A 12698-nucleotide genomic window follows, 5' to 3' on the forward strand; every position below is an offset into this window, starting at 1 on the left:
TCGATCACAACGAGAGCCGCCACGGGCACCGGCCCCTCCACCTAGACTCGCGCCATGTCGCTCGTCCGCCGTGTGCTGCGTCAATTCCGCGAGCCGCTGCGGGACGGCATCCTCAACGTGTTCATCGGGAGCTCGTTCATCCCGCGCGCCCTTCGGCCGCGGCTGCTGCGCCTGGCGGGCCACGACGTCCATCCGAAGGCGATCGTCTTTGCGGGTGTCTTCATCGGAGGCTGGCGCGGACTGACGCTCGGGGAGGGAGCCGGGGTCAGCTACCGCACGTTCCTCGACCTGACGGCCCCCATCACGATCGAGCCGGGCGCCGGTGTCTCCTTCAATTGCACCTTGATCACCTCGAGCCATGCCATCAGCGACAGCACCCGCCGATGGGGCGATCTCCAGGGGTCGCCGATCGTCATCGGCGCCGGGGCGTGGATCGGCGCGAACTGCACCGTCATGCCGGGGGTGACCATCGCACCCGGCACGGTGGTCGGGGCGGGATCGCTGGTGACCAAATCGCTCGAGACACCCGGCGTCTACGCGGGCGTGCCCGCCCGCTTCATCCGGCCGTTGGACTGAACTCGTAGTCGTCGAGGGACGACGGCGGGACCGCGACCACCCCGAGGGCGACGCGCTCCACACCCAGCCGCCCGAGCGCGCCCACCGCACGGTGGACCTCCTCGGCCCGGGTGGACCCGTGACGCGCCAGCACGACGGTGAGATCGGCGACGAGCGCCACCTCCGCCACCTCCGCCGAACCCGTCACCGCGGGGGCGCACACCAGCACGATGTCGTGGCTCTGACGCGCATCGGCGATGAACCGCTCGAGCGCCGCGCCGTCTGCGAGGCCGGCCGTCGCCTCGTTCGTCGCGAAGCGCACGTCGATGCGCTCAGCGACGGAGACGACCCCGTCCGACCACGGCCTCCCCTCGGACCCTGACGGCTGGTCCGGCACCGTTTCGACGCCCAAGGCGCGGGCCAGGGCCCCCGACTGCCGAGGCCCCACGAGGAGAAGAACTCGATGCCCCCGTGAAGCCAACGCCTGGGCGACGTCCGTGACCGTGGGGGCCATCGACACGTCGACCCCAGCAGGAGTCAGTACGACGACGGGCGACGAGGACCGCGAGAGGTGCTCGAGCGCCGACCCCATGAACAGCACCGCCTCGCGGCGCGAATCGCCCGGGGGCAGGGAGTCCCACGGCATACGCGGACCCCGCGAATGACGCTCCTTCGGGAGCACTCCGACGAGCGGCATGGGCAGCGCGGCCCGGGCGAGGCGAGACGGCGTCACTCGGGTGTCGCGCCGGTCCCGCAGCAGGGCCCCGGCCACCCCCGCTGCCGCGCCCAGCACGAGGCCCACGCCCACCAACGTCGCCAGCGACAGGGAGGACGGGGATGACGGGACGACGGCGGGCGCGCCGACACGGACGTCAAGCGTGCCCGGACCGTCGCCACGAGCCGTCTCGAGATCGGCTTGGTAGTCGATGAACCGTGCCGCCACCCCCGCGGCCAGCTCCTTCGCTCCCTGAGCCGTCGCCTCCGTCGCCGCGATGGTCAGCAGGACGGATTCCAGCTCAGCCGTGGCCGTGATGCGCTCCGCGAGCATCTCGACCGATTCACCCCGCTCCTTCGCCAGCTCATCGAGGACGGGCGCACTCGTCACGAGAAGCGCGTAGGACTTGACACGCTGCTGAGCCAGCAACCCGCCCTGGTAGTCCTGCATCGGGTCCGCGCCGCTCGAAGACACGAACAGCGAGGTGCTGGCGGTGTACTCCGTCGGGATCGCGACTGCCGCGCCCCAGCCCAACGAGCCGCCGAGCAGCAACCACACCAAGAACGTCTTCCACCGACGGAGCAGCACTGCGACGTATTCGTGCATCAACATGGCACCGGCTCTTTCTTCGACTGCGCTGGAAGGATCGTGTTCGTGCTCGCGGGCCGCCGGGACTGCACCATGCCCAGGATTCCGACGAGGGCGCCGGCCACCAGGCCCACCAGCGTCGAGGTCGGAATGTTGTTCGGCATCGGCCCCACGACGGAGATCGCCAGCAGGCCGGCGAGCGCGGCAGCGGGACCGAGGGCGTCTCGGTTCGACGTCTGGATCGCAGCGGCGATGGGGGCGACCAGCGCGAAGATGAAGAGCAGCAATCCGACGATGCCGGTCTTCACCGCCAACCACAGGTAGTAGTTGTGGGCGTAGTACCTCGCTGCGTCCTGGAAGAAGACGTTCTGCGAGCTCATCGGCGCCTTGTAGGCGTGACCGAAGCCGTGACCCGCGATCGGACTGTCACCGAAGGCACGCATCAGGTGGGGGTTCTCGATGTCGGTCCGGTACAGGACGGAGGGATCCGAGGAGAACGACTTCTCCCCCAACCCCTCGATGACCCGTCCGACGTAGCCGTCGACCTGCCGATTCACATAGGCGCCACCCGGCACCTCGCCGATGACCGGCGACCCGACGTGAAGGGTGACGGCGATGGTCGCGACGAGGATCGCCGCACCGCACGTGTACACCAGCGCACGTGCGCTGCGCGCCCACAGAATCGCCACGACGACGGCTGCCAGGAGGGCCAGAAGGTTGTTCCGCGAGAAGCTCAACACCATGATCGCGCTGGCAGGGACGACGACATACCAGCGCGAGAGGAGCGGGTGGAGCCCGGCGACCGCCTCCGCGATGACTCCGCACAGGGCCGCGACGGCCAGGTACGTGGCGGACGTGACGAGCCGGGTTGCTCCTGCGGCGGCCAGAGGGTCGGAGAGACTGGCACTCTCGATCTGGCCCGCGACCGTCAGACCGGCGACGCTACCCGCCGCGGTGACCGTCGCCGAGACCCACAGCACGAGGACGACCGTCCGCAGGACCGTCGGCCACACCGGGGTGCCGACCAGGCGTGACGCCACCACCATGGCGCCGATGAGGTACATCAGGGGCCGTAGGTCGCCGATGAGGGGTACGAGCCCATTGCCGTGGAGCACCCCGGAGATCGCCCCCAAGAGGAGCAGGACGAGGAGCGCCCCGATCCGGATCCCCGCATAGGACGACCCTCGGTGCGTCGCCACGGCCCACACGACGGCGACCGCGAGTACCGGTTCATGCAGCTGGGCGCTGAACGGGCCGAGCGTGACGGCCGAGGGCAGACTCGCGGGCACGGCGAGGAACGCCAGCACGACAACCGCGGGCACGAGGAGCACTGACCGCTGCACGATGAACCATCCGACAAGGACGACTCCCGTCAGGATCAGGGCGATCTGCACCGTGCCAGAGTAGATCCGCGGGTCCTGGCGTAGACCCCGAACGACGGAACGTCCGCGTGACCTGGGTCGCAGCAGCAGCTAGCGGTTGCGGGCCGCCACGAGGGCGAGGCCGAGCAGGGTGAGCTCGGGGTTGCGGGCGGTGATGGTCTCGCACTCGCTGAGGACGACGGCGGCGTGACTGCCGGTGGCGACGACCGAGACGTGCTCGGGGTCCTCGCCCAGCGACTCGATCATCCGCTCGACGATCGCGTCGATGAGGCCGGCGAAGCCGAAGACGATCCCCGACTGCAGCGCCTCGACGGTGTTCTTGCCGATGACGTCGCGCGGCGCGGAGATCTCGACGCTGCGCAGCTGGGCGCTGCGCCGGACGATCGCGTCCAGCGAGACCTCGACGCCCGGGGCGATCGCGCCGCCGAGGTAGCGGCCCTCGGCGTCGATCGCGTCGATGACCGTGGCCGTGCCCGTCAGGTCGACGACGATTGCGGGCCCGCCGTAGAGCTCCTGGGCGGCCAGCGCGTTGACGACCCGGTCGGTGCCCACCTCGCGCGGGTTGTCGGTGTGGATCGGCACGCCGGTCTTGACCCCGGGGCCGACGACCCACACGGGCACGTCGGCGTAGTACCGCCGGTACGCCTTGCGCAGCGCCACCAGCAGCGCCGGCACGGTGCAGCACATCGCGATCTCGTCGATCGGCGGCAGCCCGGCCCGACGGACGAATCCGTCGACGACCAGGAACCACTCGTCGGAGGTGCGCCGCTCGTCGGACGCCACGACGAAGTCGGCGACCAGCTCGTCACCGTCGAACAGCCCGATGCTGGTCTCCGCGTTGCCGGCGTCGATCGCCAGCAGGGTCATACGGTCACCAGGTCGCCTCGCATGAGACCGGAGTCGGCCGGCACGTCGGCGGCGTCGTGGCCGAGCGTGACGATCGTGTTGTCGGCGTCGACGAACACGACGCTGGGCTGCAGCTCGCGGGCCTCGGCGTCGTCGACCTGCGCGTAGGCGATCAGGATGACGATGTCGCCCGGGTGCACGAGGTGCGCCGCGGCGCCGTTGATGCCGATGACGCCCGACCCGCGGGGGCCGGCGATCGTGTAGGTCTCCAGGCGGGCGCCGTTCGTGACGTCGACGATGTGCACGAGCTCACCGGGCAGGATGTCGGACGCGTCGAGCAGGTCCTCGTCGACGGTGACGGAGCCGACGTAGTGCAGGTCGGCCTGCGTCACGGTGGCGCGGTGGATCTTGGACTTCATCATGGTGCGCAGCATCGCGTCACTTCCCTCCGTCGGCGGGGTTCCCGAGGGACACCGCGCAGTTGTCGAGCAGGCGCGGCTGGCCCACCCGGGCGGCCACCAGCAACCGCGCCTCCCGGCCGGGCTGGGCCGGTCCGAGGTCGGGGCTGGTGAGCACGAGATAGTCCGGGTCGATGCCGGCGTCGGCCAGCACCTTCTCGGCAGCATGGAGGACGGCCTCGGGGCCGTCGGGACCGGCGTCGACGCCGGCGCGCAGCGCGGCCGAGATCGCGGCGGCACGCTCGCGGTCGGACCCGCTCAGGTAGCGGTTGCGCGAGCTCATGGCCAGGCCGTCGGCCTCGCGGACCGTCGGGCAGCCCACGACCTCGACGCCCAGGCACAGCTCGCGCGCCATCAGGCGGACCAGGCTCAGCTGCTGGTAGTCCTTCTCGCCGAAGACGGCGACGTCGGGCCGGACCAGGCTGAAGAGCTTGGCCACGACCGTGAGCACCCCGCGGAAGTGCGTGGGGCGCTGGGCACCCTCGAGGAGGGTCGCGCGCGGACCGGGGTCGACCGTGATCTGGTCCTCGAGCCCGTGGGGGTACATCTGCTCGACCGTGGGCGCGAAGACCACGTCGACGCCCTCGGCCGCGCAGCGCTCGAGGTCGGCCTCGAAGGTGCGGGGGTAGGCGTCGAGGTCCTCCCCCGGCGCGAACTGCGTCGGGTTGACGAAGATCGACACGACGAGGGTGTCGGCGAGCGGACGCGCGTGGCGCATCAGGCTCGCGTGGCCGTCGTGCAGGGCGCCCATCGTGGGGACGAGCGCGACGGTGCCGGCGGCGGCCGTGGCGGCGCGCAGCTCGGCCACGGTGCGGACGACGGCGGGCATCAGCGGACCTTCTCGCGGATGACGGCCGTGCGGACGGCGTCGGCCGTGTCGGTGTCGATCCGGCCGGTGGACTCGGCGCGGTCGGCGGTGGCGGTGGCGAGGGCGGCGTACGTGCGGCGCACCGAGGGATCGGCCAGGTGGGCCACGTGCGCGCGGACGGTGTCGACGTCGCCGCGGGCGACCGGGCCCGTGAGGGCGGCGTCGCCGTAGGCCAGCGTGTTGTCGAGCGCGGCCGTGAGCAGCGGTCGCAGCACGGCGGCCGGGTCGTCGGCGCCGATCTGGCGCAGCAGGTCCATCGCCTGCGTGACGATCGTGGTCAGGTGGTTGGCGCCGTGCGCGAGCGAGGCGTGATAGGTCGCGCGGTCGGCCTCGTCGACCCACATCACCGAGCCGTCGAGGGCGGCCACGAGGGTCTCGGCGACGTCACGGTCGGCCGCGTCGGCGGTGACGCCGAAGACGCAGGCCCGGTCGAGATCGACCTCGGTGCCCGTGAAGGTCATCGCGGGGTGCATCGCGATGGTGCGGGCGCCGGTCCGGGCGAAGGGCGCCAGGACGGCGAGGCCGTGGCGACCGCTGGTGTGGGCGATGAGCCGGCCCGGACCGGCGTGCGGAGCCAGCTCGGCCACGACGCCGGCGAGCGCGTCGTCGGGCACCGCCACGATGACGATCTCGGCACGCGCCACGACCTCGGCGGGCTCGAGCACGGGGACGTCGGAGAGCAGCGTCTGGACGCGCAGCTGCGAGGCGGCCGAACGACCGCTGACGCCGACGAGATGGTGACCGGCTCGCTGGAGCCGGGCGGCGAGGACAGCACCGACACGGCCGGCGCCGACCACACCCACGCTGGGGTGCGACATGTGTGTTGCCTTTCGTTCCAGTCCCGGAGCGGGTACCAGACAAAGTGACGTCGTCACTGTACTCCCGCGCTCCGGCCGACACCATGCGGTGTGACCACCGACACAGACGCGCCCTGCTCCGGCCCTCTGCCACACTGACGCCATGGCTCGGCTCCTGATCCGTGCGGGCAAGGACCCGTTCACCGCGGTCGCTCCCGAGACGACGCTGACGCAGGACGTCTTCAACTCCAACAGCGGGAACTTCCTGTTCCAGCACTCGGTGTGGAAGGCGCTCGACGTCGCACCTCACGAGCTCGTCGCCAACTCGACGCTGAGCGAGCGCCGTGCGGCCTCGGCCGACGACGCGGCGCGCATCGACGAGGAGTTCGACCACTTCGTCATCCCGATGGCGAACTCGTTCCGCGCCGACTTCGCCGACAAGCTCGAGAACCTCACCCGGCTGATCGAGCAGCTGACGATCCCGACGACGGTCATCGGCATCGGCGCCCAGGCCCCCGCCGACCGCTCGTTCGATGCGCTCGACGGCGTGCGCGACGTGACGCAGCGCTTCGTGGCGGCCGTGCTCGAGCGCTCGGCCTCGATCGGCGTGCGCGGCGAGTTCACCCGCGACTTCCTCGTCCACCTCGGGTTCCCGGGCGACGCCGTCGACGTCATCGGCTGCCCGTCGCTGTTCCTGCACGGACCCGACCACGAGGTGCACCGGAAGGTCGAGGCCCTCGGCCGCGAATCGGCGCTCGGCCTGAACCTCACGCCCGAGGTGCCGGGCATCGGCGCCTTCGCCACCGAGCAGGCCGAGCGGCACCCGCACCTGACCTACGTCGGGCAGGACCAGCACGACCTGCGCCTGCTGCTGTGGGGCGTGTCCCACCCCCACGTCGCCGACCCGCTCGCGCCCACACACCTGCGGCACCCGCTCTACCAGCAGGACCGGATGCGGCTCTTCGTGGACACCTGGTCCTGGTACGACTTCCTCGCCCAGCAGGACTTCGTCTACGGCACCCGGTTCCACGGCAACGTCGCGGCCCTGCTCGCCGGCACCCCCGCGCTGATGCTGGCCCACGACTCGCGCACCCTCGAGCTGGCCGAGTACCACCGGATGCCGCACCGCCTGCAGCCGCACTTCGACGAGCCGGTGAGCGTCGACGAGCTGTACGAGGCCACCGACCTGACCGCCTTCAACGAGGCCATGCCCGAGCGGTTCGAGCGCTACGCGGCGTTCCTCGAGCGCAACGGCCTGGAGCACCGCTGGCAGCCCGGGCGAGACGCGTCGCGGTTCGACACCCGGCTGGCCGAGGCCATGTTCCCGCCCGCCGTGCACACGCTCGCTGCGCCCGACCTGTCCGAGGTGGCGTCGCGCCTGGAGTGGCTGCGGCACGCCTCGGTGATCGACCTGACCCGCCACCCACAGCGCTACGAGTACCCCTTCAACACCCCCACCTACCAGGGCGCGGGGTCCCGCACCGCACGTCTGGCTCAGCAGCGCGATGCCAAGATCCAGCGCCAGCAGGAGCGGATCGACGACCTCACTGCGCGCCTCGTCCGACTGGAGACGATGACGTTCCGCGGCTTCCTCGTCCGCGTCGCTCGCAAGACGCTCTCGCTCGTCCGCCGCGGCTGAGCACGAGCGCCCCGGACGGCTTTCGTCCGGGACGCTCGTGCACCTGGCGGGTCAGACCTCGAGGTAGTGCTGACGCTCGGCGTGACCGCGCGGCTGGTGCGCCATCTCACCGAAGTCCTCGTAGGCGTTCTCGGCGTGCAGGGCCCGGTCGAGACCCTCGCGCTCCTGGTCCTCGGTGACCCGGATGCCGATCGTGCGCTGCAGGGCGGTGGCGATCGCGAGCGTCAGGACGAACGTCCAGGCGCACGTCGCCAGGAGCGCCACGGCCTGCTTGCCCAGCAGGTCGATGCCGCCGCCGTAGAGGAGGCCGGCCTCCCCGATCGGCGAGTCGGGGTGTCCGATGAAGCCGATCAGCAGGGCTCCGACGATGCCGCCCACCAGGTGGAGAGCGACGACGTCCAGCGCGTCGTCGTAGCCGAAGCGCTGCTTGAGACTGACCGCGAAGTAGCAGACGACGCCGGCCACGACGCCCACGGCGAGCGCACCCAGCGGCGACACGGTGCCGCACGACGGCGTGATGGCCACCAGGGCCGCGATCGCGCCCGAGCACGCGCCGAGCGTCGTGGCGTGTCCGTCGCGCAGCTTCTCCACCACGAGCCAGGCACAGGTGCCGGCACAGGCGGCGACGAGCGTGTTGAAGATCGCGACGGCGGCGTCGTTGTCCGCGGCCCCCAGGGCCGAGCCGTCGAAGCCCAGCCAGCCGGTCAGCAGCAGGCCGACGCCGGCCAGCACGAGCGGCAGGTTGTGCGCCTTGGGCTGGACTGGCCACGTGCGCCGCCGGCCCAGCACGATCGCCAGCGCGAGGGCCGCGATGCCGGAGTTGACGTGAATCGGCGTCGAGCCGGCGTAGTCGACCGCGCCCAGCACGTTGGCCAGCCAGCCGCCGGTCGTGCCGTCACCGTCGAACGCGAACGTCCAGTGCGCGACCGGCAGGTAGCAGAGCACGATCCACACCCCGGCAAAGATCATCCAGGCGCCGAACCTCATCCGGTCGGCCGCCGCGCCGGCGACGATGCCGATCGTCAGGCCGGCGAAGCCCAGGTGGATCGTGGCGAGCGCCAGCGGCGGGAGCGCCTCGCCGTCCTCCGCCACCATCAGCGAGCCGAGCCCGGCATTCTCGAAGGGGTTGCCGATGAGGCCCAGGCCGCCCACCGAGTCGCCGAAGACGGCGGAGTAGCCGAAGGCCACCCAGATGAAGGCGGTCAGGGCGAAGGCGCCGAAGACCATCATCATCATGTTGGTCGTGGTGCGCCGCGAGACCATGCCGCCGTAGAAGAGGACGAGTCCGGGAAGCATCAGGATGACCGCGATGATCGCGGTGAGGAGCCAAGCGGTGTTGGCGGCGTTGGTCGGGTCCATGGGCGTGCGCCTCCGGTGGGGTCAGGACGATGGGCTGACGCACCGATCAGGAATTCGATGCGCCATTGAAAGAGTGCGAGCCGCACTTTTCAATGACGCATCGAATCTGTTTCCGTCCCGTTAATCCTTCGCGAGCTCCGCCAGGGCCCGGCGCTCCACGTCGGCCACTTGCGCCGGGTCGGTCAGCAGGGACCGCACGGCGGTCGTCGCCGCGAGTCGCGCGGCCGACGACGGGTCCTCCAGCGCCGCGGGCCGCTCGGCCGCATCGGGCGTGGGCACGCGGAAGCGGTGCTGCACTCCCTCGGTCTGCGCAAGGCAGGCCACGGCCGCCAGCCTCGCGTCCGCAAGGGCGAACTCCCCCGAGTCCACGCCCGCCCGGACGATGCGCTCGATCGCCGCTCGCAGCCGGCCGTAGTCGTCGAGGATCTCGGCGAAGGTCTCGGGTTGCGCACGAGCGACGCGCTCGAGGTCGTAGAAGTCCAGCGTGCCGCCGCACATCTGGCGGACGTCCGCGTGCAGCACGGCGTAGAGCTGCACCGCCGCAGGGACGTCGGTGCCGGCCAGTCGCTCGGCCACCTCGAGCGATTCGCGGTTGGCACTGGCGAGTGCCTTCAGCAGGTCCTCCTTCGAGCGGAACCAGTAGTACATCGACGACTGGCCCAGGCCGACGGCGCGCGCGACCTCCGTCATCGTGGTGGCGGCGTAGCCGCGCTCGACGAACAGTCGCGAGGCCGCGTCGAGGATCTCCTGTCGCGGATCCTGCCCCGCCGTGCCCGTGCGGCGCGGGCGGCCGACCGATCGCGTCGGGACTGCGGGGCTCTCGGTCATGACGCCTCCTGGCTCGGCCGCGGAGTTAACCTCCCGGCAACAGTTTCAATGCCCTATCGAAATATCCCGCGGGCACTCTTTCGATAAGTCATTGAAACCGTATCGCAGGAGGACACCCCCATGAGCGCCACCGACACGACTCCCTCGACCGCCCCGGTCGTCGACGCCACCGCCCTCCAGGCCGAGCTGGCCGCCTCCGGCGTCCGCTACGCGATGGCCGGCTTCACCGACGTCCACGGCCGCCTCAAGGGCAAGGTCGTCCCGATCGGGCACCTGCCCCAGATGGCGGGCGGCTCCGAGCTCTTCACCGGCGCGGCACTCGACGGCGTCCCCCAGGAGATCAGCGACGAGGAGGTCTCGGCCCACCCCGACCTCGCTCGCGGGTTCCGCCTGCCGTGGAAGCCGGAGGTCGTCCTCTTCCCCTCGACGCTGTACACCGAGGGCGCGCCCTACGAGGCGGGCTCCCGGCACGTGCTGCAGCGCCAGCTCGACGCCGCCGCCGAGCTGGGGCTGGGCTTCAACCTCGGCATCGAGACCGAGTTCTTCATCCTCAAGGAGGGCCAGAACGGTGTCGAGGAGGTCTCGGACCGCGACACCGCCGAGAAGCCCTGCTACGACCTCAGCACGACGCTCGACAACTTCGCGTGGCTCACCGAGCTGGTCGAGGCGATGGACGAGCTGGGCTGGGACGTCTACTCGTTCGACCACGAGGACGCGCGCGGCCAGTTCGAGATCGACTTCACCTACTCCGACGCCCTGACGATGGCCGACCGGGTGACCTTCTTCCGGCTCATGGCCGGCGAGATCGCCCGCAAGCACGGCCACTTCGCCTCGTTCATGGCCAAGCCCTTCGCCGACCGCACGGGCTCGGGGGCGCACTTCAACATGTCGCTCAAGGACCTCGCGACCGGCGCCAACCTCTTCGAGGAGGGCGACGACACCAAGGGCGTCGGCGTCTCGGAGATCGCGTACCACTTCATCGGCGGCATCCTGCGTCACGCCAAGGCGATCAGCGCGGTCATCGCGCCGACCGTCAACAGCTACAAGCGCCTCGTCCGCAAGGGCTCGACGTCCGGCTCGACGTGGGCCCCGGTCTTCGTCAGCTACGGCGACAACAACCGCACCAACATGCTGCGCGTCCCGCTCGCCGGCGGCCGCGTCGAGTGCCGGGCCGCGGACATCAGCTGCAACCCGCACCTGGGCGCCGCGATGATCCTGGCCGCGGGGCTCGAGGGCGTGCGCGAGCGGATCGACCCGGGCGCGCCGCACCGCGAGAACATGTACGAGTACTCCGACGCGCAGATCGCCGAGCTCGGCATCGACATGCTGCCGCGCAACCTCTCGGAGGCGATCGACGAGTTCCAGGCCGACTCGCTGTCGCGCGAGGTCTTCGGCGAGGCCCTCTACAACTCCTTCATCGACCTCAAGCGGGCCGAGTGGGAGTCCTACCAGTCGCACGTCTCCTCCTGGGAGACCGAGCGCTACCTGCGGTTCTTCTGAGGATGACCGTCTCCACGCCGCGACGGCTCGCGCTGGACTCCCTTGCCCTGGAGTCCGGCGCGAGCCTGCGGGCCGAGCTCGCGTACGTCACGCACGGGACGCTCGCGCCCGACCGGGACAACGTCGTCCTCGTGCCGAGCTACTACACGGGCACGCACGACAGCTACCAGCCGTGGATCGGTCCGGGCCGCGTGCTCGACACCGACCGCTGGTTCGTCGTGGTCGTGAACATGCTGGGCAACGGAGTGTCGACCTCGCCGTCGAACGCGCCCGAGCCATGGGCCGGTCCACGGTTCCCGACCGTCACGGTCGCCGACCAGGTCTCCGCCCAGGCGCTGCTGCTCGACCACCTCGGCATCGGCCGGGTGCGACTCGTCATGGGCTGGTCGATGGGCGCGATGCAGGCGTACGAGTGGGCCGCGAGCCGTCCGGACCGCGTCGATGCCCTGCTGGCCGTCTGCGGGGCGGCGCGGTGCTCGCCCCACAACCACGTCTTCCTCGAGGGGGCTCGTGCCGCGCTGCAGGCCGACCCCACGTTCGCGGGCGGCGCCTACGCCGCACCGCCGGTCGCCGGGCTCCGCGCGTTCGGACGGGTCTACGCCGGCTGGGCCTACTCGCGGGACTTCTTCCACGACGGCGCACACCGCGCCCTGGGCTACCGGGACCTCGACGCGGTCCTGCAGGACTGGGCGGACGACCACGCCGCCCGGGACGCGAACGACCTGCTCGCGATGATGGACACGTGGCAGACCGGCGACGTCGGCCGGGGCCGCGGCGGGTACGAGAGCGCGCTGTCCGGCGTCTCGGCGCGCACGATCGTCATGCCCTCGACGACCGACCTGTACTTCACCGTGGCCGACGCCACCGTCGAGGCGAGCCTGGTGCCGAACGCCGAGCTGCGCCCCTTGGACTCGAACCTCGGCCACGTCGCCGGACGGCCCGGGGTGCGCGAGGCCGAGACGACTGCGATCGCCCGCGCCGTGCGCGACCTGCTCGGCGACTGAACGTGGCGATCGCTCCGTCGACTGGCAGACTGGTCCCCGCGCCGGCGGCGCGGGCCTCTAGCTCAATTGGCAGAGCAGCGGACTTTTAATCCGCGGGTTGTGGGTTCGAGTCCCACGGGGCCCACCGCCGTCGAGTGGCGCATTCCGGGGCCGGCAAGT

At 71.1% G+C, this 12698-nt stretch carries 12 protein-coding genes and 1 tRNA gene; 5 read left to right on the forward strand and 8 right to left on the reverse strand.

Going from position 1 to position 12698, the window contains the following annotated elements; genetic code table 11:
• The first annotated feature begins 54 nt into the window (after positions 1 to 54).
• The gene (locus AFL01nite_RS04020) at positions 55 to 576 is read left to right on the forward strand and encodes an acyltransferase (protein WP_146825875.1); all 522 of its coding nucleotides are present in this window, start codon (positions 55 to 57) and stop codon (positions 574 to 576) included.
• Here the strand turns inward: AFL01nite_RS04020 and AFL01nite_RS04025 are convergent.
• The 6 genes from AFL01nite_RS04025 to AFL01nite_RS04050 all read right to left on the reverse strand — a co-directional run bounded on the left by AFL01nite_RS04025 (position 557) and on the right by AFL01nite_RS04050 (position 6230).
• Positions 557 to 1882 carry a Wzz/FepE/Etk N-terminal domain-containing protein gene (locus AFL01nite_RS04025; RefSeq protein WP_146825876.1) on the reverse strand — a complete coding sequence of 442 codons (1326 nt, stop codon included), beginning with the start codon at positions 1880 to 1882 and terminating at the stop codon, positions 557 to 559. The two genes, AFL01nite_RS04020 and AFL01nite_RS04025, sit on opposite strands and share 20 nt — an antisense overlap.
• The gene (locus tag AFL01nite_RS04030; protein WP_146825877.1) at positions 1876 to 3252 is read right to left on the reverse strand and encodes an O-antigen ligase family protein; all 1377 of its coding nucleotides are present in this window, start codon (positions 3250 to 3252) and stop codon (positions 1876 to 1878) included. The genes AFL01nite_RS04025 and AFL01nite_RS04030 overlap by 7 nt, the downstream gene beginning before the upstream one ends.
• A 78-nt stretch (positions 3253 to 3330) precedes the next feature.
• Positions 3331 to 4107 carry a type III pantothenate kinase gene (locus AFL01nite_RS04035; protein ID WP_146825878.1) on the reverse strand — a complete coding sequence of 259 codons (777 nt, stop codon included), beginning with the start codon at positions 4105 to 4107 and terminating at the stop codon, positions 3331 to 3333.
• Positions 4104 to 4520 (reverse strand): aspartate 1-decarboxylase, encoded by a 417-nt coding sequence (panD, locus tag AFL01nite_RS04040; protein ID WP_146825879.1) that lies wholly within the window; start codon positions 4518 to 4520, stop codon positions 4104 to 4106. Before panD ends, AFL01nite_RS04035 begins: the two co-directional genes overlap by 4 nt.
• Before the next feature lie 4 nt (positions 4521 to 4524).
• Positions 4525 to 5373 carry a pantoate--beta-alanine ligase gene (gene panC / locus AFL01nite_RS04045; protein ID WP_146825880.1) on the reverse strand — a complete coding sequence of 283 codons (849 nt, stop codon included), beginning with the start codon at positions 5371 to 5373 and terminating at the stop codon, positions 4525 to 4527.
• On the reverse strand, positions 5373 to 6230 hold the full coding sequence (locus AFL01nite_RS04050; protein WP_146825881.1) for a Rossmann-like and DUF2520 domain-containing protein: 858 nt from the start codon (positions 6228 to 6230) through the stop codon (positions 5373 to 5375). Before AFL01nite_RS04050 ends, panC begins: the two co-directional genes overlap by 1 nt.
• Positions 6231 to 6372: 142 nt before the next feature.
• On the opposite strand from AFL01nite_RS04050, the gene AFL01nite_RS04055 reads away from it, so the two are divergent.
• Positions 6373 to 7848 (forward strand): polysaccharide pyruvyl transferase family protein, encoded by a 1476-nt coding sequence (locus AFL01nite_RS04055; RefSeq protein ID WP_146825882.1) that lies wholly within the window; start codon positions 6373 to 6375, stop codon positions 7846 to 7848.
• A 51-nt stretch (positions 7849 to 7899) separates the two neighbouring features.
• Here the strand turns inward: AFL01nite_RS04055 and AFL01nite_RS04060 are convergent, their stop codons facing one another.
• Together AFL01nite_RS04060 and AFL01nite_RS04065 are read right to left on the reverse strand one after the other, a co-directional pair.
• Positions 7900 to 9207: an ammonium transporter gene (locus AFL01nite_RS04060; protein ID WP_146825883.1), complete on the reverse strand. Its 1308-nt coding sequence runs from the start codon at positions 9205 to 9207 to the stop codon at positions 7900 to 7902.
• A 120-nt stretch (positions 9208 to 9327) separates the two neighbouring features.
• The gene (locus AFL01nite_RS04065) at positions 9328 to 10035 is read right to left on the reverse strand and encodes a TetR/AcrR family transcriptional regulator (RefSeq protein WP_146825884.1); all 708 of its coding nucleotides are present in this window, start codon (positions 10033 to 10035) and stop codon (positions 9328 to 9330) included.
• Between the two features lie 120 nt (positions 10036 to 10155).
• On the opposite strand from AFL01nite_RS04065, the gene glnT reads away from it, so the two are divergent.
• From glnT to AFL01nite_RS04080, 3 genes are all read left to right on the forward strand, one after another.
• Positions 10156 to 11535, forward strand: a complete 1380-nt coding sequence (gene glnT / locus AFL01nite_RS04070) for a type III glutamate--ammonia ligase (RefSeq protein ID WP_146825885.1) — start codon at positions 10156 to 10158, stop codon at positions 11533 to 11535.
• A gap of 2 nt (positions 11536 to 11537) precedes the next feature.
• The gene (locus AFL01nite_RS04075; RefSeq protein ID WP_146825886.1) at positions 11538 to 12539 is read left to right on the forward strand and encodes an alpha/beta fold hydrolase; all 1002 of its coding nucleotides are present in this window, start codon (positions 11538 to 11540) and stop codon (positions 12537 to 12539) included.
• 51 nt (positions 12540 to 12590) lie between these two features.
• Positions 12591 to 12663: transfer RNA gene (locus tag AFL01nite_RS04080), tRNA-Lys, on the forward strand.
• Positions 12664 to 12698 lie beyond the last annotated feature (35 nt).

Origin of the sequence: Aeromicrobium flavum, assembly GCF_007992115.1 — a bacterium.
Taxonomy (GTDB): domain Bacteria; phylum Actinomycetota; class Actinomycetes; order Propionibacteriales; family Nocardioidaceae; genus Aeromicrobium; species Aeromicrobium flavum.